This is a genomic window from Methanosarcina barkeri str. Wiesmoor (genome assembly GCF_000969985.1).
GTDB lineage: Archaea > Halobacteriota > Methanosarcinia > Methanosarcinales > Methanosarcinaceae > Methanosarcina > Methanosarcina barkeri_B.
In genome coordinates this window covers 1,967,547-1,992,747 of record NZ_CP009526.1, presented here as the reverse complement: position 1 = coordinate 1,992,747, position 25,201 = coordinate 1,967,547, and the positions used below count along the sequence as shown (strand labels likewise).

Annotated in this window: 13 protein-coding genes and 3 tRNA genes; 6 read left to right on the top strand and 10 right to left on the bottom strand. The window is 38.9% G+C overall.

What is annotated here, in order from left to right:
* The first annotated feature begins 439 nt into the window (after positions 1-439).
* From MSBRW_RS08510 to MSBRW_RS08500, 3 genes are all read left to right on the top strand, one after another.
* Positions 440-2,833, top strand: coding sequence for a glycosyltransferase (locus MSBRW_RS08510; protein WP_011308064.1), 2,394 nt, complete (start codon positions 440-442; stop codon positions 2,831-2,833).
* A 280-nt stretch (positions 2,834-3,113) separates the two neighbouring features.
* Complete coding sequence (locus tag MSBRW_RS08505; RefSeq protein ID WP_011308065.1) at positions 3,114-4,148, top strand: glycoside hydrolase family 130 protein; 1,035 nt, start codon at positions 3,114-3,116, stop codon at positions 4,146-4,148.
* A gap of 132 nt (positions 4,149-4,280) precedes the next feature.
* Positions 4,281-5,657, top strand: coding sequence for a glycosyltransferase (locus MSBRW_RS08500; protein ID WP_011308066.1), 1,377 nt, complete (start codon positions 4,281-4,283; stop codon positions 5,655-5,657).
* A 192-nt stretch (positions 5,658-5,849) separates the two neighbouring features.
* On the opposite strand, the gene MSBRW_RS08495 is transcribed toward MSBRW_RS08500, so the two are convergent.
* Together MSBRW_RS08495 and MSBRW_RS08490 are read right to left on the bottom strand one after the other, a co-directional pair.
* Positions 5,850-6,194 (bottom strand): hypothetical protein, encoded by a 345-nt coding sequence (locus MSBRW_RS08495; RefSeq protein ID WP_011308067.1) that lies wholly within the window; start codon positions 6,192-6,194, stop codon positions 5,850-5,852.
* Positions 6,195-6,706: 512 nt separating this feature from the next.
* Positions 6,707-7,462 carry an MBL fold metallo-hydrolase gene (locus MSBRW_RS08490; RefSeq protein WP_011308068.1) on the bottom strand — a complete coding sequence of 252 codons (756 nt, stop codon included), beginning with the start codon at positions 7,460-7,462 and terminating at the stop codon, positions 6,707-6,709.
* A gap of 96 nt (positions 7,463-7,558) precedes the next feature.
* Between MSBRW_RS08490 and MSBRW_RS08485 the strand changes: the two genes are divergently transcribed.
* Positions 7,559-7,643 (top strand) — tRNA-Leu (locus MSBRW_RS08485).
* 375 nt (positions 7,644-8,018) lie between these two features.
* On the opposite strand, the gene MSBRW_RS21040 is transcribed toward MSBRW_RS08485, so the two are convergent.
* Together MSBRW_RS21040 and MSBRW_RS24055 are read right to left on the bottom strand one after the other, a co-directional pair.
* Entirely contained in the window at positions 8,019-10,478 is a 2,460-nt protein-coding gene (locus MSBRW_RS21040; RefSeq protein ID WP_011308069.1) for a PKD domain-containing protein, read from the bottom strand.
* A gap of 382 nt (positions 10,479-10,860) precedes the next feature.
* Complete coding sequence (locus MSBRW_RS24055) at positions 10,861-13,776, bottom strand: PKD domain-containing protein (protein WP_011308070.1); 2,916 nt, start codon at positions 13,774-13,776, stop codon at positions 10,861-10,863.
* A gap of 718 nt (positions 13,777-14,494) precedes the next feature.
* On the opposite strand from MSBRW_RS24055, the gene MSBRW_RS08465 reads away from it, so the two are divergent.
* Positions 14,495-14,579: transfer RNA gene (locus MSBRW_RS08465), tRNA-Leu, on the top strand.
* 35 nt (positions 14,580-14,614) lie between these two features.
* Here MSBRW_RS08465 and MSBRW_RS08460 read toward each other — a convergent pair.
* Positions 14,615-17,905, bottom strand: a complete 3,291-nt coding sequence (locus MSBRW_RS08460; protein ID WP_011308071.1) for an S-layer protein domain-containing protein — start codon at positions 17,903-17,905, stop codon at positions 14,615-14,617.
* Positions 17,906-18,146: 241 nt separating this feature from the next.
* Here MSBRW_RS08460 and MSBRW_RS08455 point away from each other — a divergent pair.
* Positions 18,147-18,231: transfer RNA gene (locus MSBRW_RS08455), tRNA-Leu, on the top strand.
* Between the two features lie 177 nt (positions 18,232-18,408).
* On the opposite strand, the gene MSBRW_RS08450 is transcribed toward MSBRW_RS08455, so the two are convergent.
* The 5 genes from MSBRW_RS08450 to MSBRW_RS08430 all read right to left on the bottom strand — a co-directional run bounded on the left by MSBRW_RS08450 (position 18,409) and on the right by MSBRW_RS08430 (position 24,637).
* Positions 18,409-18,897: a MarR family winged helix-turn-helix transcriptional regulator gene (locus MSBRW_RS08450; RefSeq protein ID WP_011308072.1), complete on the bottom strand. Its 489-nt coding sequence runs from the start codon at positions 18,895-18,897 to the stop codon at positions 18,409-18,411.
* A gap of 671 nt (positions 18,898-19,568) precedes the next feature.
* Complete coding sequence (locus tag MSBRW_RS08445) at positions 19,569-20,021, bottom strand: universal stress protein (protein ID WP_011308073.1); 453 nt, start codon at positions 20,019-20,021, stop codon at positions 19,569-19,571.
* A gap of 125 nt (positions 20,022-20,146) precedes the next feature.
* On the bottom strand, positions 20,147-21,211 hold the full coding sequence (locus MSBRW_RS08440) for a COG1361 S-layer family protein (protein WP_011308074.1): 1,065 nt from the start codon (positions 21,209-21,211) through the stop codon (positions 20,147-20,149).
* On the bottom strand, positions 21,204-22,340 hold the full coding sequence (locus tag MSBRW_RS08435) for a COG1361 S-layer family protein (RefSeq protein ID WP_011308075.1): 1,137 nt from the start codon (positions 22,338-22,340) through the stop codon (positions 21,204-21,206). Before MSBRW_RS08435 ends, MSBRW_RS08440 begins: the two co-directional genes overlap by 8 nt.
* A complete protein-coding gene (locus MSBRW_RS08430) occupies positions 22,337-24,637 on the bottom strand; it encodes a hydrophobe/amphiphile efflux-3 (HAE3) family transporter (RefSeq protein ID WP_080565390.1) in 2,301 nt (766 codons plus the stop codon). The genes MSBRW_RS08435 and MSBRW_RS08430 overlap by 4 nt, the downstream gene beginning before the upstream one ends.
* Between the last annotated feature and the right edge of the window lie 564 nt (positions 24,638-25,201).

Here is a 25,201-nt window from a genome sequence, read left to right as displayed (position 1 = left end):
GCACTATCTTTTCACAATTTTCTTTTGACTTTTTCTGTTAACACAAACAATTATATTTATAAATAATATTAAATAGCATCGAATACAATTGTCTAATCAGTATTTTATTACCTACTTTGTTGAAGTTTAGCGAAGTGAGTGATTGGGTGGGATCATAAATCTATCGCTATTTAGTAATCATCTGAGTTATTAGTGATTACCTATGCCTGGTATACAGCTATATTTTATGGATTTTTGACTATATATTTTTACTGTAGTCATATATTTATAAAAAATATATATAGCTTTATGTAAGATAGAATAAACTTTGTGATGCATAGTGTGCGGATTGGTATCGGATAATGTGGTTTCACGGAGAATACAAATATGTGACTGAAAAACTGTACCACAGGTAAAAATACAGAAAGCAATTGAGTTACTTTGAGTTTGGGGGTATTAATTGAATAAACAATTGAAAGTGTTATTTATAGGAACTTATATTCCAAAAGAGTGTGGGATTGCCACATTCACATCCGATCTTTTAAATTCAATGCCCGGAGAAGGTAATGACGTTCATTGTGAAGTAATTGCTTTGAACGATCCCTCTGAGACCTATAATTATCCTGAAGAAGTCGTTTTTCAAATACAGAGGGACAGGATAGAGGATTATTACCGGGCTGCGGATTATATAAACCAATCTGATATTGATATCGTATGCCTGCAGCACGAATTTGGGCTTTTCTGGGGAAATGCGGGAGACTATATTTTTGCTCTTCTTTCAGGAATCAACAAACCTGTGATAAGCACGATGCATACTGTAATCCGGGAACCTGAACCTGAGTATCGAGCATCCACGGAAAAACTCATCAGGTATTCCGAAAAGCTAATTGTGATGAGCCAGACTGCAGTCGAGATGTTAAAAGACGTTTATAAAGTTCCCGAGGATAAAATAGAATTAATCTTTCACGGAGTACCGGATTACCCTTTTAATAACTGCAGTAAGTATAGAAATAGATTGAACCTGAAGGGATCTCCTCTTGTCTTAACTTTCGGCCTGCTGAGCCAGAATAAAGGTATCGAAAGTATGCTTGATGCTCTTCCTGAAGTCATAAGCCAGTACCCTGACCTCGTTTACCTCATACTGGGTGCTACGCATCCTGTAATTAAAAAGAACTTTGGAGAAACATACAGGCAATACCTTCAGAATAAGGTTTCAGAACTCGGACTTGAAAAAAATGTAGTATTCCATGACAAATTTGTCGAGAAAGAAGAACTTTGTAATTATATCCTTGCCAGTGATATTTACGTATCTCCCTACCTTTCCAGAGAGCAGATAGTAAGCGGCGCTCTGACCTATGCAATTGGTATGGGAAAAGCAATAGTTTCCACTCCATACTGGTATGCTCAGGAAATGCTTTCTGATAATCGCGGTTTGCTTGTAGATTTCGGAGACACAGGTGGTTTTAAAAAATCTCTTTTGTATTTAATAGAAAATCCAGAAGAGTGTGATAATATGCGCAAAAAGGCATATGATTTCGGTCGAAAAATGACATGGAAAAATGTAGGTAAACAATATAACAAGGTTTTCACCAGAGCTTTAAAGAATTACAGTGCCTACTCCACCTTAAAAAAGTTTAATTTCCTTCCAAACCAGCTTCCTGAAGTAAAACTTGATTACCTGAAATTATTAACTGACGACGTAGGCATTATTCAGCATACCAATCTTGGTGTGCCGGCTCGTCATTACGGGTACAGTACTGATGACGTAGGCCGAGCTCTTGTTGTACTGACACAGTTAATAGATAACCAGAAAAAAGCTGAGGAGTTCTGGAAGTTAATTACAATATATCTGAGTTTTCTTGAACATGCCCAGACCACCACGGGGCATTTCCACAACTTCATGAACTATAAACGGGAATTTTTGGATGAGAAGGGAAGTGAGGATACCCTCGGACGTGCTATCTACGGACTTGGGCATGTGGTAAGCTGCCCTTACCTGTCTAAAAATATACGCACGCTTGCCCATACCCTTATAAGCAAAGCCAGGCCTGAGATGGAGAAGCTTAACTATCCAAGGGCAAAAGCCTATACCATGTGCGGCCTGTACGAAATGCTCAGGACAGGTGTGGATACCGATGAATTTGAATCAGTCTTTAATTCGCGCAGGGATGAAATCAAATCCGTAGACTCCCTTGTAAGTAAAGATATCTTTGAATCCATATTTGTCAGCCACGCGAATTCTCTGGTCGACTTATATGAGGCTAACCATAAAGAAGATTGGAACTGGTTCGAACCTACAGTAACTTATAGTAATGCAAAACTTAGTGAATCACTTTTACTGGCATACAATTACACCAAAGATCGAACTTATCGTAAGATTGGCCTTGACACCCTGGATTTTCTTACTGATATTCAGTGGATAGGTGACTTTTTTGACATGGTTGGAAACCAGGGCTGGTACTCTTACAATGGAGAAAAGCCTATTTTTGACCAGCAACCAATCGAAGCAGGTTATCTGACTCAAGCTTATGTTTCAGCTTATGAAATTGTACATGATAAAAAATATCTGGAACTTGCAAGATATTCGTTTGAATACTTCCTTGGAAGAAATCGTTTGCGAACTGTTATGTACGATTATTCCACAGGCGCGGTCTGTGATGGACTCAACCGCGATGGTATGAATTGCAACCAGGGTGCGGAATCCGTAATTTGCTTCCTTATGGCTTTAAGCTCTTTAAACAAGCACATGGATAAAGCCTTCAGTACGATATTGCAGTCCAGGGTAAGCGATGAGGTAGATGACAGAATCCTACAGAAAAGAAGGAGCTTTTTTTCAGCAAATCAAGTTGAATGAGAGAAGAAAGTAAAAGGGCATACGATCTGGAGAGTGAGAGAGTATGATATGGGAATGAGAGGATAACATGATCTAAGGGATAAGAGAATAATAGATATGGGGAGTAAGAATAACATGATCTGAGGGATAAGAGAATAATAGATATGGGGAGTAAGAATAACATGATCTGAGGGATAAGAGAATAATAGATATGGGGAGTAAAAATAACATGATCTGAGGAAGAAGAGAATAATAGATATGGGGAGTAAAAATAGCATGATTTGGGGGATGAGAGAATAATATGATCTGGAAAGACCATGGGGAGTTATTTGTAAGATACGATAGGAATCCTATATTAACCGTTGACGAGTGGCCCTATAGGGCCCATTCAGTTTTTAATCCTGCAGCTGCTATAGTTGATGGCACTACCCTATTACTGGTCAGAGTCGAAGATCACAGGGGCTTTTCTCACTTTACAATAGCAAGGAGTAAAAATGGAATTTATGGCTGGGAAATTGATCCTGAACCAACCTTTGCTCCTGATCCTGTAGGCTACCCTGAAGAGATATACGGTATCGAAGACCCACGCATAACTTATATAGATGAGATGGAAAAGTGGGCTGTGGCATATACGGCTTTTTCGGATTCAGGACCTTTAACTGCACTTGCCTTTACCGATGACTTCCGAAATTTTGATCGAATAGGAGCTACCCTACCTCCTGAAAACAAGGACGCTGCGGTTTTTCCTGTAAGGTTTAACGGCAGATGGGCAATGTTACACAGGCCTGTATCTTTAATAAGCGGCGCAAAAGCAAACATCTGGATTTCCTTTTCACCTGATATGAAATACTGGGGAGAGCATGAGGTTCTTCTGTATGCCAGAGAAGGTGGATGGTGGGACGCGAACAAAATAGGCCTGTCTCCACAGCCAATCCGTGTATCCGACGGGTGGTTAATTATGTACCACGGAGTACGCCAGACAACGGCTAAGGCAAGTTACCGGCTTGGACTTGCTCTTCTTGATCCTGATGATCCTAGGAAAGTACTTCACAGATCTGAAGGCTGGGTTTTCGGACCGCGTGAAATGTACGAACGCAGCGGAGACGTAAACGACGTTGTTTTCCCCTGCGGATGGGTACTTGCGGGAGATGAAATTCGTATTTATTACGGGAGTGCAGATACCTCAGTATCATTAGCTACCGCAAAAGTACGCGATGTTCTGAAATATATCCACGAGTGCCCGGAAAAGCAGTGCCCTGATGAGTACTGCCGGTGGTTTGAAGAAGATATAGAAAGTTCCACCGATCCAAAGAGAGGCTATTCAAAGTTGAAATGAAATAAATCAAAGTTAAAAATTAGAAATTAAAGTTAAAATTAGAAATTAAAGTTAAAAATTAAAAATTAATCATTAAAGCTCAAAATTAAATGCTGAAAGTTGAAATGTAAAAAATAAAATAAGTTTGGGGATGTGAGTGATTTTGGGGGTATTAATATAAGAATTGCAATGTTGTCTCCGATTGCCTGGAGCACGCCACCTAAAAAGTATGGTCCCTGGGAATCTATTGTATCCTTATTAACTGAAGGACTGGTAAAAAGGGGTATTGACGTTACACTATTTGCGACAGCGGACTCTCACACAGCAGCGAAACTTCATGCTGTATGTCCGAGACCTTATGAAGAAGATAAGGATATGATCAGAAAAGTGTATGAAGGCCTTCATATCTCAGAAGTTTTCGAGAGAGCAAAGGAATTCGATATAATTCATAATCATTTCGATTATCTTCCTTTGACCTACAGTGCCCTTGTCGATACGCCTGTTGTAACAACGATCCATGGTATTTCTTCACGGAAAATTTTGCCTGTATATAAAAAGTACAATAATAAAACTTTTTACGTATCCATAAGTGATGCCTACAGATGCCGTGATCTCGACTATATAGCAACGGTTCGTCACGGAATTGACATAGGAAGCTTTTATTTCAATGAAAAACCGCAGGATTATCTACTCTTTTTATCACGCCTGCATAAAGACAAAGGCGTAAGGGAAGCAATAGAAGTCGCAAAAAAAACTGGCAGAAAACTTAGAATTGCTGGCTTCATTGCGGATCAAGCTTATTTTGAAAAAGAAGTCCAGCCCCATCTGGACAATAAACAGATTATTTACGAAGGGCATGTCGATCCTGAGTTTAAGAAGGAACTCCTGTCAAATGCATATGCTTTGCTTCACATGATTAATTATGAAGAGGCTTTCGGGATTGGCGTAGTTGAAGCTATGGCCAGCGGTACGCCGGTAATTGCAATGAACAGGGGTTCAATGCCCGAGCTTATCCGGGACGGAGAGACTGGATTTCTCGTAAATAGTGTTGAGGAAGCTGCCGAAGCTGTGCAAAAACTTGGCTCCATATCCCGCAAAAAATGCAGGGAAAACGTAGAAAAACGTTTTTCGGTTGACAGGATGGTAGATGATTATATTAAAGTGTACGAGACCATCCTCGAAAAATGTAAACGTGAGGAAGAAAGGCCCTGGGGCTTTTATGAAGTGCTCAGGCAGAGGCCTGGATATAAGGTCAAAAGCCTTACTGTTCTTCCTCAGGGCGAAATCTCACTCCAGCGCCATTTTCATCGAAGCGAGCACTGGTACATAATCAGTGGAGAGGGTCTTGTAGTTAAAAACGGGAATGAAATAAGGGTTCTTCCTGGAGATTCGGTCGATCTTCCGGTAAATGAGATACATCGAATTAAGAATATAGGCAGTCAAAACCTTGTTTTCATTGAGATCGCACAGGGAGACTATATTGGAGAAGACGATATTGAAAGGCTTGAAGACAAATATGGGAGAGTTTGAAAAGGTTTGTGTAGATTAAGAATCTTCCCTTATTACAATATTTCATTACAATATTTCATTACAATATTTCGAATTTCTACATTATTTAATATTTTTAAAGAGTTTTTACACTTTTTTAATATTTTCAAGAGTAAGAGTTCTTGTTTTACAAGGGCCCTCTTTTTCACATTTTTACTTTAACTAGTAAAAAATTCAATCAGGGCATTCTGAATTGTTATAAGAATCCCTAACTTGAGCCGCCATTTTCTCACCCAGCCTTTCAGAGACATTTTCTATGAAAAGCTCGATATACTCAAATGGTACACATCCGAGGCTTTCTTCTCCTGATAAGATGAGCCTGACAAGATATTCAAGATCATATCGAGATAGTAGTTTTATTCTCCGCAGGAAATCCTGAGCATCTTTTGCATAGTGGTTTGCCAGCGGAGGGAGTATAGAACGATAAGTCATTCCTGAGCCTGAACAGAGATATCCCTCGCACTCCGGTGCAACTGTTTTCAGAATGCCGATGTCCGTTTCTGAGAGTAGTCTCGCCATGATGATCACCGTGATAAAAGTATAAATTTGTATTTCGAAGATGTTCCGGAGATGATAGGTGCATAAGTATTGTATTTCAGATACAATCGATTGCGTAGCTGGGATTTCTATATGATAATGTATACAGACTAAATGCATAAAGACGGTATTTCAGAGCTTTTTTCTGTATGAGAATGATTCTGTTTTTCTGATATTTAATTATAAGGCTGCATACTCACCTAACAGAATGCAGTTGGATGATTTGAGAAGTAAATCCAGAAATATATAAGTCAAGAATAACAATTTTGCGTTTAGCTTTTTTTCAAGAGGGATGAAGAGTAAAATTTGAGGATTGCCGAAAGATTTTATATTGTTCGGATTGCCTCTCGTATTAACATTATAAGCTTTTGCCTAAAGCCTGAATTTCACTTTGTACCTCCTGATACTTTGTACTTTCTGGATACTTTTTGTACCTCCTGGATACTTTTTGTATCTACTGGATACTTTATACTCCACATTTCACTTCGTGCTTATCATAATTCAAGTTTCATGAGGTCTTCGGCAAGAATCACTTCTCCTTCAAAATACCCTTTCAGGCGGTGCACTGCTTCTCTTTCGTGTCCCCGCATTTCCGGATAGAAATGTGTAAGGCAGATGCTTCCGATTTCGTTATTATATTCCTCCAGGATGTCGGCAAGTGAGCTGGGAGTGGTATGATTTGTGACATTCATGTCTGATGGAAACGAACATTCGTGGATCAAGAGGTCGGCCCCGGCTGCAAGGTCCATTACATCCCTGGAAGGCTCGGTGTCTGCGGAGTAAACGAATTCTCCGTCCTCTCCAGTCACGCGGTAAGCCAGTGTCGGAACGCTGTGAGAGGCTGCCGTGCAGCTGATCTCACAATCGAATCCCTCGGGAGTAAATTCTTTTCCGGGAGTGAGCTCAATAACGTCTACGTCCACTTCTTCCTGAAGATATTCATAAGCGTCAATCACTTTTGAAAACCATTCTTCGGTCCCTTCAGGCCCGTAGACCTTCATACTCGTGTTTCCGCGGAGCCAGTTTGCCTTGATAAGAGGGTGTAGGTCAGCTACGTGGTCAAGGTGAAGGTGAGAAAGCAACACTGTGTCCACCTCAGTGTGAGAAACCCCAGCCTCAGGAAACCGGTTCAATACGCCGCTTCCGCAATCAATAAGCAATGGCTTTTCTTCTAGCCTTACAAGAATTCCGGACTGTACCCTATTTTTCTGAGGGATTGCAACTCCAGTGCCAAGAAATGTAATTTCCATGAGCTAAAGAATAAACTTTAAATAATTTAACTTTATTTAAAGCATGTCCGCATAACGAATCTTTGCGGCTCAAAAAAACTTGCTTTTTTTCAAAGAGCGAGGGTTGCCCAGCACGGTCAAAGGCGCCGGACTTAAGATCCGGTATCGAAGGATTTCGTGGGTTCGAATCCCACCCCTCGCACTGACTTTTTACATAGGACTTTGATTTTTTCCTTTTTACTTTCTTTTATACAGGGGTACTACAAGCAGGCTGGCTATTCCGTAATATATCCCAATACCTAGTGTACTTGGATACACAACACAGGTTGTATTCTTTAGAAATCAAACTTTACAGGTTCCCATTTATAACAGTAGCTTGTGAAAGTTCCTTTACTTGGACACTACCTTAAGTTCAGGGGAATCACCTCCACCTCCTCCACTGTTGCTGTGGCTATTTCCCCCACTACTGCCCACTGCTCGAGCCGCTTTCTTTAACATAGTTATCGCAGCAATTTTCTGTCATGGGAGCATACCCCTTTATAACATTGCTATTGAAGTCTGCAACAGAGAATACTGGTTATGCTTGAAGAGAACCTATAAACTGCCCAAAGGAATTAGGACCACGTCCTACATTCATAGTTGCTGTAACTTTGTTTGTTGCGGTGTCAATTATAGAGACATTATCACTGCGCTGATTAGCCACATATACCCTTGATCCATCCGGTGTGACTGCAACTCCAGAAGGATAACTTCCTACATGTACCGTAGCTGTAACCATGTTAGTAGCTATATCAATTACAGAAACAGTATCATCAGGAGTACTAATGCTGCCATAGTTCGCCACATATACCTTTTTTCCATCTGGAGTGACTGCAATACTTTTTGGCCAGTTTCCAACAGGCACAGTGGCTGTAACAGTGTTTGCGTCAGTGTTAATTATAGAAACGCTATTGCTGCCACTATTAGTCACATATACCCTTTTCCCATCCGGACTTATTGCAACTCCACGAGGATAGTCTCCTACAGGAATTGTGGCTATAACAGTGTTTGTTGAAGTGTCAATTACAGAGACAGTTTTGTCATCGAGATTAGTCACATACACCTTTTTCCCGTCCAGTGTAACGGCAACTCCAAAAGGAAATTCGCCTACAAGTACTGTAGCTTCAACCTCGTTGGTATCTGTGTTTATAATGAGGATCGTGTTGTTGCTGGGATTTCCAAAATCGGGATTTGGCACATATATCCTTTTTCCATCAGGAGAAACTGCAACTCCACTAGGATAGTTTCCTACAGGAATTGTGGCTGTAACTTTGTTTTTTGTTGCGTCAATTACAGATATATTGTAATAATTTGTCACATATACCTTTTTTCCATCAAGTGTAATAGCAACTCCACCAAGTTGACTTCCTACAGGAATCATGGCTGTAACCTTGTTAGTAGCCGTGTCAATTACTGAAATATTGTTGTCGCCGGAGTTCGTAATATATGCATATGGACCTACACCGACTAGCTGCATTACTGTTATTGTAGTTAACTTTGAATCTGTACCGTTCTCATTGGTTGCTGTCAGATTAACTGAATAGATTCCTGGATCTGCATATTCATGAACTGGACTTCTTTGTGTAGAATTACTTCCATCTCCAAAATCCCAGTTCCATCCAGTTGCATTTTGTGAGAGGTCAGTAAACTGAACTGAGAGAAGAGGATAACCATGGGTAACGTTGCTACTGAAGTTTGCAACTAGAAATGGATTAGTAACGACTATGTAATTTGGCTTCACTACTTTATTACTACCTGCGTCATTTCCTGCAGTCAGACTGATTGTATAATTCTCTGGTTTTGTAAACGTGTAGGTTGCATTCATGGCATGTTTTGAGTAAGTCCAGTCCCCAAAATCCCAAATCCAGGAAGTCGGTACTTCGCCAGTGCTGGTATCGGTGAATAACACAACTAGAGGTGCAGCTCCATAGGTTCTGTTTGCAGTAAATTCAGCTACAGGTGGCAAGGTGTTTGTGACAGAAAGATCACAAATATAGATGCCAGTATCATTAACCCCACCATATCCACCATGATCACCGTCTATTCCCCATACGATAGTATCGTTGTAGATATCAGGTGTTGTGTCAGCCCCTCTTGGATAAATATAGACTGGAGTACTTTTTGCTGAAGGAATATCATAAACGTATACACCTGCATAACCAAATTGGTTATCGGCAGATTTTGAATATACGATTTTGTCCCCATTTATATCAAAATGAGTACCGGTATCACAGCCAGTCTCAAGACCCTCGGATCCATTCAAGGTATTAACTGTATGGTCACTTGTAACCTTTGTTGCTTTTTTAGTAACAACGTCGTACATGCCAATATATCCACTTCCTATGTAATTGTCTACCCAAATTACTTTATTGCCATACATATGTGGAATTTGAATAGAACCTGAATACGGGCTTACTGTTATGGTTTTCTTGGTAGTTATATCATACAAAAAGATGTCTCTCATACTTCTACCTTCGGCTGAGTACACTATTTTCGTGCCGTATATATCCGATGAATATCCTTCTCCTTCTGCTATCCAGGTTTGTGTTGAATTAGAGATATCCCTCATATATATGCTGGGATTATGAGTTGATTCATTGTAAGCACTCCAAACGATTCTGTTATCGTAAATAGCAGGGATGCTCCTGTTGTCTACATCTTTAGTAATGTAAGATCTGCCAGCAGTTTTAATGTCATAAACTGTTAGTCTTGGCATTCCATTACTTTCATCGTGCCACACTACTACATTGCCATAGATAGCTGGATGAGATGCTGCAGAAGAGCTAACTGTAGTGTCTGTTTTCGAGGTTAAATCATAGAGGTGAATAACACCCCCACTTGTCCATACTACCTTGTTACCATAAATAGTAGGATCAGTTCCATTTCCAATTCTCGTTACCTGTGACCCTGACGCCACGGATGACATTAAAATTGAAAATACAAAAATTAAGGTTGCTGAAGCTAAAGCTATTGAATACGACTTTCCCGTATCTTTCATTTATTCCCAATACCCCCTAAAACTTAAGTTATGTTAATATTAAATGTACTCCCATATTCTTTATACCTCTATTTTCAAAACTGAATAATATTTAATATTTAAGATCCAGTATCGAAGGATTTCATGGGTTCGAATCCCACCCCTCGCACTAAATTAAAAATTTTTATCCAACACTTACTGTTTTCTATTTCCATTATATAGAAACACATAAAGAAATCCAGTTGTCCCATAAATTATTTCAAACCCTGGATTTCTTTTACTTAATTTTGTCTTTTCGTCATTAGTCAGTTGTTTTTCAATCTCACAACTTCACTTTTTCATTTCTAAAAGAGAAGCATTTTTACTGGTTAAGTTAGAACTACGGTTTTTATGGCAGAAAGTGTCATTTTCCATATGGAGCAACTGCAACTTCTCTAGGATAGCTTCCTACTTTAACTGTAGCTATAACAGTATTTGCTGCTGTATCAATTACAGAAACAGTTTTGCCGGAAAGATCGCTACCTAGGTTTGTGACATATACTTTTTTCCCGTCAGGGGTGATTGATACTCCGTAAGGACCATCTCCTGGTATCGTGGCTGTTACGGTATTGGTTGTTGTGTTAATTACAGATATGGTATTTCCCTTATAGTTCGTCACATATAATTTTGTTCCATCTGGAGTGACCGCAACTCTAACAGGATTGTCTCCTACAGGTAACGTGGCTGTAACATTATTTGTTTCTGTATCAATTACAGAGACATTGTCGCTGCCACCATTAGTCACATATATCTTTGTTCCATCCGGACTAACTGCAATTCCATCAGGATACTGTCCTACATTGAGCGTAGCTGTAACCTTGTTTGTTGCCGTATCAATTACAGAGATATCGTAATAATTTGTCACATATACCTTTGCTCCATCCAGACTGACCGCAACTCCATGAGGGACGCTGCCTACATTAACCGTATTCATAACAGTACTAGTGCCTGTGTCAATAACATAGACTGTGCCATTTTCAAAGACAGCGCCGCTGTTGTTCGTAACATATGCCTTTTTTCCGTCTGGAGTAATTGCAATTGCATAAGGTGAATTTAATCCATTAACTGTGGCTATGACCTTGCTTATACTTGTGTCAATTACAGAGACAGTATTGTTGCCTTCGTTTGCAACATATACCTTTGTCCCAGTCGGATTGACCGCAACCCCCACTAAACCACTTCCTATCTCTATTGTGTCTACAACTTTATCCGTAGCTGTATCAATTACAGAGATATTGTTGCCACTAATAACGTATGCAAATGGTCCTGTGGTTTTGAACACATCGATTACTCTAAACGTTGAATTTGTACTGTTCTCATTACTTGCTGTCAGGGAAACCGTATAGTTTCCCGCTGCAGAATATGTGTGAGTTGGATTCTGTTCGGTTGAAGAATCTCCATCTCCAAAATCCCAATACCAGGATGTAGGCTTTCCAATACTCGTATCAGTGAATGCTATTGTCAGTGACATTGGAACAGACACCTTTTCTGAAGTAAAAGAAGCCACTGGTCTTGTAAGTCCGGTTACAGTAATATAATGATATTTTGTTATTGCAGCTGTGCCACCAACATTGTATTCAGATAAGCTCACGGTATATTGTCCAGGCTCCAGATATGTATGCTCTACTGTTTGGTTCTCACCAACGGATTGTCGAGAGCCATCTCCAAAAGTCCAATCATTGGCATATCCGGTTCCTCCATGAAACGTTACTTTCAGTGGTGCATCTCCGGATGTTACACTTGACGAGAAATATTCTGGAGCAACAGATCCATCACCCAAGCCAACAAGTACATATCCATACTTACTTGTTGTATTACTACCCACAACGTTCTTAACAGTTAAATTTACGGTATATCCTCCTTCTACATCATATACATGGGTTGGATTTTGCTCTGTGGAGGTATTACCGTCTCCAAAGTCCCAAAGCCAGGAAGTAGGTGAACCTGTGCTATTGTCGACAAATGATACGGTTTTTGTGGGAACTGACCCTCCATAAGTGTTAGCATGATATACTTCTGGAGAAAAGAAGTCTGCGATAGGGGCTTGTTGAGGAGTGACAGTAATATAATTTGATTTCTTCAGCGTACTATTGCCTGCGAAATTGGTTACTGTAAGACTAACATCATAAGTCCCAGGTTTTTTGAATGTGTGTGTGGCTGTTTGAGCATGTTTTGAGTTTATACCATCTCCAAAATCCCAATACCAGGATGTGGGAGTTCCACCCGTGCTGTTACAAGTAAATAATACAGTTAATGGCATATTTCCGGATTTAGATGTTATATTAGCAGAAAAAGAAGCAAAAGGCATTGTAGGTTTAGCTGAGAAATCGTACATGTATATGCTGCAATAGTACATGTTTTCCCGATCATTACGATAGTCTTCCCATACTATTTTGTCACCGTAAATAGCAGGGTTAAGTTGATCTGATTCGTCATTGGTAATCTGAATTTCTTTATCTTCAGAAAGATCATATACGTATACATCCCAATTTCCGTTGCGGTCATCCTGCCACACTATCCTGTCACCATAGATAGCAAGCTTATCCTTTCGTGACCCATTGAATGTGATCTGAGTCTCTAGAGAAGTTGAGAGATTATGAAAGTAGATATTGTTACTTTCCATGTACACAATCCTGTCACCGTAGACATTAGGGCTCGATGCTGATCTATTGGTTGTAACTCGAGTTTTATTGGAAGTTGATAGATTATACACATAAATATCATGGTACGAACTTCCAAAGCCAAAGCTAGGATCTTCCTGCCATACTATTTTGTCTCCGTAGATAACGGGATCCTTAGTTGATTGGTTAGTTGTAATTCGGGTTTTATTATAAGTGGAGAGATCATACATGTAGATGTCCTGATACCCACCGCTTTGATCTCTCCATACAATTTTGTCACCGTATATAGTTAAAGAATCCCTTGACCCTTGATTTTCCGACTCTGGAATTGAAAGTAAAGTTTTATGATTTGTAGATATATTGTACAAATAGATGTTTTGTCCTCCAGGTCCCCATACTATCTTATCGTTATAAACAGCAAGATATGAGTACCATGGATCTTCAGTTATCTGTATCTCTTTACCTGTAGACAAATCCCGCAAGTGGAGACTTCCATTGATGTACTTGTCCAACCATGCAATTTTATTGTCATAGATAGCAGGATTAAGACCTCTCTCGCCATACGGTGTAATTTGAATTTCCTGTCCAGCTGATGCGACTGTTGTGATCAGTAACAAAAAAGCAAAAGCTAACGAAGTCGAAAAAATCTTACTTTTCATCCATTTCCCCCAGACCCCAAAATTAAGTATATATTTCCTATTATTTTCATATATAGCAAAACTTAATATTAGTTTCAATATATTTCATTATTTGTTTCAGATAAGTATCTATATGCACAATTATATCATTTTTAAAGCTAATAACGTTAAAATACAGCAAAGTCAGTACCATCAGTGTGTTTACTAGCATACTGAGAAACAAACTAGTGGTTGAGATTCTCACAGTAACAAAACAGGAAGTAAACCCAATCAAAAGGATAAAAAGCAAAGAAATGTAAGAACAAAATAAAAAATATATTTATCAGTGTGCGAGGGTTGCCCAGCCCGGTCAAAGGCGCCGGACTTAAGAAACAACTGTCTTTCCGCAGATGTCCTCTTAAAATGAATAATTTTCTTGCTATCGTTTTTGGAGAAATTTCCAAAATTTAGTATTGAGATTGTCTGGGATCTTAATTGTTGCTACCAAAAAACAAGAAGGAAAACCTTTACTGAATATATAATGTTTAAATGAATGAGTAAACGGAGAAATACAATTTAAAATAATAAATAGAGATATCAAAAAAAACGATATCGGGAAAAATAGTGAAATTTATCAGACATCTGCGGAAAGTGGGAAACAACATGTCGGACTAAAAAACATGTTGAGGTAATCTCGAGCGAAGAAGAAAAAAGCAAAGAAATATAAGAGAAGAAAATATAAAAAGAAAACCTTCAATATGCGAGGGTTGCCCAGCCAGGCCAAAGGCGCCAGACTTAAGATCTGGTATCGAAGGATTTCGTGGGTTCGAATCCCACTCCTCGCACTATTTTATTACGTCGAACTTTGGATTTTGTCTTATTACTTTCTTTTATACAGGAGTACTGCAAACAGACTGGCTATTCCGTAAAATATCCCAAAGCATGGTATACTCGAAACTTCTTTTTGTTTATTTTGTGGTCCTTTATTCTCTGTATTGTTTTCATTAATTGTTTCAGGGTAATCAACCTCTATTTTCGTTACAGTTTCTTCAGATGGTTTCACTATGCCAGTTATTGCAAATGAAGAAAAACCTGAAGTTTTGGCTGTGAAATACAGAAATTTATCATCTTTTCCTGAAAGATTTACTGGGAATTGCTCCCATTTTTCATCGTTGTATCTGTTCAGAGTAATAGAAGATTTATCGATCTTTTTGTCATTTATCCAGGATTTTTCAACCTTGAAACAAACAACTGGGTTTTCTATGTTCTTTGAGGTTGCAACACCTCCATTCCCAACCCAGACATTAAAGAATTTGTAAACTTCTCCTGAAGGTAGTCCATAATCCAGAGCAGATTTTCCTTTAAGCTGTTCAGCAACTGTTGTGGTCTTGCCAAGAGTTTTATTTGCATCAAAGCTCACATACACGACGCAGGTTGCATTATTTACGAAATCAAATTTTACAGATTTTCCATTTGTAACATAAGCCTGTGAAAGTTCCTTTACTTGGACATTACTTGCAGACTCAGGGGAACCTCCAGAGCCGCTGCCTCCACCACCACTTGAACTGCTACTACCTCCACTGGAGCTTTTCTTCAGTACAGTAATTGTAGCAGTTTTTGCAGCAGTTCCATTTTCATTAATTGCAATCAAGTTAACATTATAGGATCCAGTGTTTGTAAACACATAAATAGGAGCTGCCTCAGCCGAATCTCCCTGCCAGTCGTCATTGAAGTCCCAGAGCCTTCCTATTGAGTTTTGAGAAAGGTCTGTAAACTGAACAGCAAGAGGAGCATAACCACTTGTTACATTGGTGCTGAAGTCAGGTACAGGAAGCGTCTTACTGTTACTTTTTTCGATAATCCTCTTAACAAATGGGTAGTACCTGAGTTCAGCGACTGATGTGTTAGCAACCTTGAAGTATATTCCCTGACCAATTTCCTGATCAGAACCCCTGGTCAGAGTGAAGGCATCCCTATTGGAAATGCTAAGAGTAGTACCATTAATAAAAATATCGTTGAGCCTGCCGAATTCATCTGAACTCTGGATACTCATGGGGTTTGCATAGTCAATAAGCCAGAGACCATCAATAGTAGTAGTACTGTTGACATCACCTTGGAAGACCCGCTTTATATGGACTTTGAGGACAGTAACATTATTTTCACCCTGAATGTTATCAAGTTTGCAGGTCCAGGTTTTGTATCCACCGCCATCAACTGAGACTACTCTATCATCTATGTATTGCCCGTCTTTATTAAATTCAAGCCACATTTTCTCACCGTCAACATCGATTTGCTTTACTTTGAGGGAGTAGCCTTGACCTAGACTAAGCATATCTCCATTACTAAGGATGTACTCGTCATTGCTGTCAAGAATGAGCTTGCAGAGCTTGCTGGCATCGGTAGAATTGAGTGGAACATATGGTTCACCAAATAAGCCGATAACAGGATAAGTGTCCCAACCACTGTATTCATTTTCATATTTATATGCAATTTTTTTGATAGTAGTCTTATATTCCAGGCTATCCTCAGGAATCAAATTTCCGCCAACTCCAGAGACACTAAGGGATTCTGTAATGATATTATTATCGAGGTCACAGTAAAAGCCTGCAAAGTTTCTTGCATCCCACGTAAAATCGTTACCACCTTTGGCAACCTGTCCTCTTATTTCATAGGTTCCTGGCTCTATGAGCTGCTTAAAGATATAGAACCTTAATTCATTGATAGAAACGTCAGCAACCTTGAAGTATATCCCTTTAGCAATCTCCTGTTCAGAATTTCTGGTTAGAGTGAAAGCGTATTTATTTGAGATGCTAAGAGTGGAGCCATTGATAGAAACATCATTGAGTTTTCCAAACTCATTGGAACTATAGATATCCACGGCATTTGCATAGTCGATAAGCCAAAGACCATTTATCTTAACAACCCCATTTATTGAACCCTGGGGAAAATACTTGACATGGACTTTGAGGACATCAATGTCATTTTCACCCTGAATACCATCGAGTTCAACAGTCCAAGTGTTATACACTTCGTAATAAATTGAGACGATCCCGTCGTCTACATATTGTCCATCTTTATCAAATTCAAACCAGACTTTCTCACCGTCAATATCCACCCGCTTGACTTTGAGAGTATAACCTTGACCTAAATTAATCAGATCGCCAGTGTTGATAGTGTACGTTTCATTACTATCAAGAACAAGATTCGCGAGTTTGCTAGCATCGGTAGGCTTGAGCGGGACATATTTTTCTCCAAATAAGTAAATAAAGGGATATTTATCCCAGCCTTCTGCTGTATCTGAATAGTTGTAGTCAGTAGTTTTGATGGTAGTATTATATTCCAGATCGTTCTCGGAAATCACTTTTCCATCAACGGAAGCATTATTGAGTTTATCTAATTCATCAGGGATATTTATAGAGTTTGCATAGTCAATGAGCCAAAGACCATCGATCATAGTAGTACTATTAGATGCATTTTGAAATACCTGCTTTACATGGACTTTTAGGACAGTAACATCATTTTCTCCCTGAATATCATCAAGTTTGCAAGTCCAGGTGCCGTCGCCATCGGTTTCAATGATCTCATCATCTACATATTGCCCGTCTTTATCAAATTCAAGCCATGTATTCTCACCATCAATGTCAGTCTGCTTGACTTCAAGAGTGTAGCCTTGACCTAAATCAAGACTATCGCCTATGCTAAGTGTGTAAGTTTCATTGTCATCAAGAACGAGTTTGGCAATCTTGCTAGCATCGGTAGGCTTAAGTGGAACATATGGTTCTCCAAATAAGCCGATAACAGGATATGTTTTCCAAGTTTCAAACTTGTAATTAGTATTCTGTATCGTTGTTTGATAGACTAAACCATGTTCTCCGATAACATTGCCTTGAGTGCCTTCAACATCTTTAATGGAAAGAGATTCAGTAGCCACGTTATTATTATGGTCATAGTAAAATCCTGCAAATTGGGTGGCGTCGATTGTAACAGTTTCACCGTTACCCAGAATATCGATAACATTGTCAATATCAGAAGCGTTGTATACTGGGCCACGAATCTCAGCACTATAGTCTGTAGAGAAAGAAGCTGAAGTCATAGATGAAGTGAGAATTAAACTTAAAAAACAAGCTGTTGAAGCTAAAACTATTGAATAAAATTTGTTATTAGTTCCCATTAATACCCTCCAATCTTTAGTTTATTTAACGCTATGGAATTAGTAACATTATTAAAATAAATAAAAATAATACAATTAACAAAGAAAACAGTTTATAGAAATTTAAATGTATCTATTAGAAATAGAATTTCTAAAAACGGACTTAATAAACAGCATTTGGAGTGAAAAACGGTAGAATAAACCTAAGTGTAAAGTAAAAGAAATACGAGCAGTCAAAAATAGAAATTTACCAATTCAATTTGCGAGAGTTGCCCAGCCCGGTCAAAGGCGCCGGACTTAAGATCCGGTATCGAAGGATTTCGTGGTTTCGAATTTCATCCCTCGCATACCTAACGCTTTTACCAAATTTGGTTAATATCGCGTACCAGACAGCGCCATATTAATAGTGCCTGCATAAGAGTGCTTGCAGCTCCGGACTCAAAAGTTCCTGCAAGCATTCTTCTTACATTTTATAGATTTTCTGGAAAACATCGTCTATTTTTTTAGATATTTTTCTACAAGATTCATTCTTTTGCATTTAGTTTGGAATCGATTTTTTTCAGAATACTTATCTCTGTTTTTATGCAGGCTTTATATTCTTTGAGATCCTGTTCGTTAAGAAGATCCGTTGTAGAATCTTGAATCTCTTCTGCTTTCTCCTTAAGAATTTCATAGTACTCTTCCCCTTTTTCGGTTAAATATATCATAACTTTTCTTCTATCTTTAAGATCTGTCTTTCTATAGACAAGTCCTTTTTTTTCCATGGAATCTATCATTCTTGAAAGGCTACTCCTATCCATATTCATACACATACCAAGGTATGAAGGAATCATTTCCCCCATCGTGCCAATTATCAGAATAGCATTAGACTGTTGTCTGCCGAGCTTTTCGGGTCCTTTCGATCTGACTTTGGATATCATTTCAGAGTATTTTCTTTCAACCAATTTGTTAAAAAGTACTTCCCTTTCCAGCATCAATAGCCCCATTTCTCTCCTCTCATTAGTATCTGACATGCTTCCTCCAGGATGTTAAACGTGTAACTGCGGATACAGACAAAGAATGTCCAGTAAGATTACATCTTCGGTATATAATGAGGGTTCACTCTAGTTTTGTACAATATGATATACCGATGCAAGACTTTTGGATATTTTATATATCAGTTTTGGGATATTTTGTCATTTTTATAATTGACACTAATCCAAATACCGCCTGTATTATGCAGTGGTGTAATTTATGATTAGATAATTAAAGGAAGGACTGTAAACCACCTGAAATATATCTAGAAAATAAAGAATGCGAAACATTTGTAGATCATTCACCCAAAAATTTGAATCTTTTTCCCACCGCTTTCTCCCCATTATTTTCCCCTTTTAATAACTCTTTTTTCAAACAGGTTCAATGCACTAGTACTGCGATTCTGAAATAAGTTTATAAAACTTGACTTTTGAATAAATCCAACGATCTCGGATTTTTCCAAGAAGTGAGGAATCGATTTTGAATCTAAGCACTAGTGTCGAGTCAATCATCAGGGATTCAATAATTCCAAATAATTGCAATCGGTTTTATACGATATTTATTGTTGACATGACACTAGTAAGCTGCCTGCCTTAATACCCAACTTGCACCTCTGCCTCTAAGTCCTGATTTGTTTCTTTTCCCAAAAGATTTTCTTTGATAGAAAATTTTAGCTCTGCTCTTCCCCACGGACAACCATAACTGGTACCTTTGAACCTCTTACTACTTTCTCTGCAACACTTCCGATTAGAAGCTTATCAAGTCCTGTTTTTCCGAGTGTACCCATCACTATCAAGTCAATATTATTATTCTCGGCGAAATCTATAATTGCATTACTCGGATAACCATCTAAGACAACCTCTTTTACCTCCACCCCTGATGCCTCTCCGATCTTCTTAACCTCGAATACTGCTTTCTCCCCTTCACTTCTAATTATTTCATACACATTTTTTTTACCAATAGTCCAATACTCGGAAATTATGGGAGACGTATTTACAACATAAAGAGCATAGACAGCTGCTCCGCTGATTTTTGCAATCTCGATTCCGTAAGAAATGGCTCTCTGTGTATTCTCAGATCCGTCCGTTGCAATCAATATATTTCGGTAAAAATCTCTCTCCATACGTTATTCCCCATTTGCTTTATACATAAAATTATATTAGAAAAAATTAAAATAGTTATTTAAAAATAAGTTTGTAGCCTTTAAAAAGGCTACGTGCATACTTTACTATTCTTTACCTTTCTGCTTCAATCCTGTTTTTTTCTCCTGAGTATTACAAAGCATGCAGCTAGAGCCATTGTAATGCCTGTCCCAAGCTCAAATCCCGGAAGAGAGTGAAGAGAGCTTTTTGCCTCCAGAACTTCGGTATTGACCTTGATAGTATCCGAAGTCTGGTCATGCCCATCAGAATCTTCGTAGAAAATCTCGCTGCTTATAGAGTATGGCTTTGCAGTTGCAGTTTCATCTACACCCATATCGAAAACAGCAACTTCACTGTCTCCGGTTTTCAGAGTTCCAAGATAAGCCTGGTCATCAGTGGTACTGAATGGATCAGATGCGCTAATTCTAACAGTTGCATCTTTTGCGGTTTCTTCTCCTGTGTTTTTATATGTAACATAAAGCATCCCACCGTCATCGGGGTAAAGGTCACCTGTTACGTTTGTAACTTCAAAATAAGGTTCCTTCTTGACTTCGATGTTTATGGTCTGCGTCTGGGTCTTATTTTCATACCAGATACCTACTTCCTTATTTGTTACGAGGCCTGTAACACTGTCAAAATCATCTCCGCCGACCTGGACATTATTCTGGTACTGATACGAAAGGTCGAGGGTCAGAGGATATATACCTGCAGGAGTATCTTTATTAATTTCAATTGTAAACTTTGTGGGACTTACACTTTCTTTTCCCTGCTTGAGAGTTCCAGCTTCTTGAGGTCCAGACTTAACTTTAATGTTAGGATTATCAGATCTAAGGGTTGCAAGAATGCCTACTGCCGTCGTAGCCTGCGCTTCATACTGCATCTCTGACTGCTGAAGCATTTCATCTGCATAATCTCCAATATCTGCATCTTTTTCAGATTTAAAGCCGGAAATTTCACCCTTATTCATCATATTTAGATTGAGAGTTACAGTATCTCCTCTAGAGTACTGATTGTCCCCAACAAGTGTTGCATTAAGGTCAGGCCCTCCGTATACTGAGTAGTAATTTTCACTAATATCAAAATGTTCTGGTACAGCTGCCTGCGCTGGGAAGACTGCCCAGCAAAGGATCAGAAGAGTTGTGACAGTAATAAATAATCCATTTTTATTCATTTTCATCACCTGATACATTCTCGTCATTCTGGTTTCTTTTCCGGTGTACGCTTACTATCTGGTAAAGGGCGATAACTATAATCAGTAAAATTGCTATTCCTGTTATGCTAAATTTTTGTTCTGTTGCTTTAAGAGGTAAGTCTACTTTCATACCTTCTGACAAAGTAGTGTCTCCATCTTTGTCAACGTATTTTATCTCACTATTAACCCCGTACTTTTTTACAATTGCATCCTGATCTGCCGAAATTTCGAAACTGGCAGTCTTTTCTTTTCCGGGACCTATATCTCCTATTCTTACTATGGATTTCTCTGTGCTCAGAGGGCTCATAACAATAATTCGGGCTAAAGCATCTTTTGCTACGGTTTCTCTTGTATTTTTATAAGTGACCTCAATAACTTTAGTTTCACCCTGAACAAGGCTTCCTGAAACCTTCGTTACTTCGAATTTAGGGTCTTCTTTTATAGAGATCGGTATTCTGAGCATTTCTGTCTTTGTTTTGTACTCTTTTGCAAACTCTACATCCGTAAGCCCCAGATTTATTGCATCTGCAGTTACAGTTTTGACATTTGCCGGATATTGATAGGTCACTGGCAGGAGAAGTTCATAATTCCCGGCGGGTGCATCGCTATCGATTTTGATGATGTAGCTAAGGGTTGCTGTATTTCCTGTTTCAAGTTCTTCAACGTTCTGGAGACTGGCTGTGGACTCTACTTCAACGTATTTTGTTTCCGATTGAAGGGTAGCCTCGATATCTTTTGCAGTAGTAGCTCCTTTTTCTTCTTCCAACTCCGCAAGTGCAATTGTTTCCTCAGTGGAGTCGTTTATCCTTTTCTGGTTTGCATTCAGCCTTTGAAAACCGGATATGACTCCAGTATTTGCGATTTTGATCTTCAGATCTGCAGTTTCCCCTCTTTCAAACTCAGGATCTCCTGTAATTGACGCCTGTATTACTGGCGATCCGTAACTCTTGTAGTAATCTACAGTATATCCATGATCTAGAGCGATGAAGTTGGTTTCATCCTCCCCCAGGGCTGGGAATACAGTTACTGAGAAAACTGAAAGAAGAACTGCAATTACAAATAATGTGTTAATCGTCTTCTGTAACCTGTTTTTTTGGGGTTTCTTCATTGGGTATCGGCCCCCTTGACATTATTTGCTTTTGCTTGTGGAGCCTGTATTCCTCTCCTCTTTTCCCTCCAGGTATCCATTAATACAATAAAAGGCGGAAATACCATGAAGGTTGCAATAAGGACAAGTACGATATCGATAACTGTCACTGTTCCAAAGTCACTTATTACAGGAAAAGGAGATATCGTCAGAGCTGCAAACCCACCAATAACCGTCGATCCTGAGGCGAGGAGTGCAGCACCGATGTTTTCACTCGTCCTGTGTATAGCTTGCAGAGGATCAGCTCCGTGGTCCTTTTCTTCAAAATATCTTTCCATCATGAGGACTGAGTACTCACAACCTATTCCAATGATCAGTGCCCCCATAGTAGCAGTCATAGGGGTGTATAGAATTCCAAGAAACTTCATTACCAGCCCTGACCAGCCAGTTACTATAAACATTGGAATAATAGCAGCGAGAGCTTTTAGCCAGTCTCTGTAAACTACCAGAAGTCCTCCCAGAACAAGGAACAGCCCAAGGTAGGTCATTAGAATTCTTCCATCTGTAAGCGCACCCAGAACTTCAATGTAAACCACCGGGTTACCTGTGATCGTAACTGTGACGCCTGGAGGAACCTGCATCCACTGGATATCCTTCTCTATTATTCCGGTCAACTCTTCAATCCCTGTAGTCTCTATGTCGGACACGGCATTTCCAATGTTTAAATTTAAGAGAAGCATATTTCTGCCATACACATATCGGTCCTTTTGGGATTCCGGAATTTCATTGTATATTGCCTCTATTTCGTCTCGGGTTTCCGGGATTGTACCTCCATTATACTCTTTTATAAGAGGCACAATGCTTGAAGTGCTTTCAATATGCTGCCTTTGAGTTTCATGTTCGCTGAACCTGTCAATCCACTCCAGAACTTCAGGATCAGCATTATCCTTTACTTTTATTATGAGGTTAAGTGTATCAGTTCCCCCCGTAATATCTTTCATATGGTTCAGGTCCATAAGGGCTGGCAGATCCTGGGGAGCAAAAGATGTTGTATCCGTCTGAGCACCCACTGACTCATCGGCATATATACCTCCGATACAGAGCAGAGTAGCTATCCCCAGTATCAATAAATTATTCTTTATTGAAAAATTATTAACCTTTTCAAGAAAGTGTTTTACCAGATTGTTTTTTGGCTTTCCGGAAGAAACATGGTCTGCGTTTGTTTCTGTTGATTTTGGTTCTTTTTTTCCTTTTTTCGACTTGAGATTTTTTGAGAGATCGTCAAAAATATAAACTGTGACTACCCCGACAAACATGGCTGCTAAGTAGCACATTAATATGCCGATAGTGAGAAGTTTCCCAAAATCCTGGATCATTGGTACAGTAGACGTAAAAAGGGAGAAAAATCCCAAAGCAGTCATGGTAAGAGCTATGAGTACAGCAGGTCCTGTGTGTTTTATTGTTGATATAATGGCCTTTGACTTGTTTCCGTCTTTATGCAGCTCTTCTTCAATTCTGTTATGGAACTGAATAGCATAATCAATACCAAGCCCTATCAGTACCGGGAAAGCTGACATGGAAACCATTGATAGGGGAATTCCCAGAAAGCCCATAGCTCCAAAAGTATAAACAATGCCTAGTAGAACCACTGGTAAAGGAAGGAGGCACCAGCGAACATGCCGGAAAACAAGACTTAATACAATTACCATAAAAACGGCAGCGAGTCCCAGCAATGGTCCCATACCGGTGCTCATCGCCTTGCTCATTTCAATCTTATAGGCTGGATCACCTGTTACTATGAGATTGTAAGAAGGAGGAAAATCAGAAAATTTGACAGCTTCTTCGGTTTCCGTTATTATTTCTTTTTGCTTATCATCTGTGCTGGACCCGGCCATCGTTACATAGATCAACATATGTGTATGATCAGGAATTAATGTTCCAAATGTAGCTGGATTTCCATCAATAATTTCCTTGATCTCCGCGTCGGTATCGGGAACCTGGGACCTCCCTGTATTCTGGTAATTTGTTTCCTTTATAATAGAAGCCGGACTTGTGATCCCAACAATCCCTTCTGTTGACTCTAGCTGATGTTCAAGCCGATCTACAGCTTTCATTATCTCCACAGACCCTACATCGTTCCCCTCTACCATCACTATAATGGAGTTGGTTCCAAAGATGTTTGAGTAAAGGTGATCATAGTCCTGATACAGTTTCGAATCTTTGCTTACAAAGGTTTCCGTTCCTGATTCCATAGTAATTTTCTGTGCACCCTGCATTGATATCAAGATGAGAAGAAAAAAAATCAGAAGTATGGTCATGCGGTTGTTATGGACAAATACTCCAAGTTTTTCAAAAACACTTTTAATAGCACATTCCTCTCATTAATTTTTTGGAGATAGTTGTAAAGTACATATGAACCTACAAATAGCGATTGCTTCCAAAGGCTCTGTGCTGATTCAAATCCATCGATGCATAGTCTTTCTTAAAATATACTCAAAATATGGACAATATCAACAATTAGATTCCTGACTATTGATATTATCAACTAATTTATTGTATTTTAATCTTGTGGCCAGTACATATGAAAAAAATTATATATAATTTACTTAAAAAATTTTAAGTAGTTTATTGAGAAGATCAGGCAGGTGTTGTATCCTGAAATTATTTCGCAGATTCAAAACTATTTGAAAGTCTAATACATGACACAGCAGCAGGTGACGCAAAGGATTAAATGTTGAGTAAATTTAAGCTTCATTTTGATAATGTAGAATAATTCTATAAAGAAACAAATTAGAAGTTGAAGTGAAATAGTGGGTCATCCGTATACGACACATAACTGCAGTAAAAAATTAAAAAATAGAAATAATTTTGGGATAAAACAT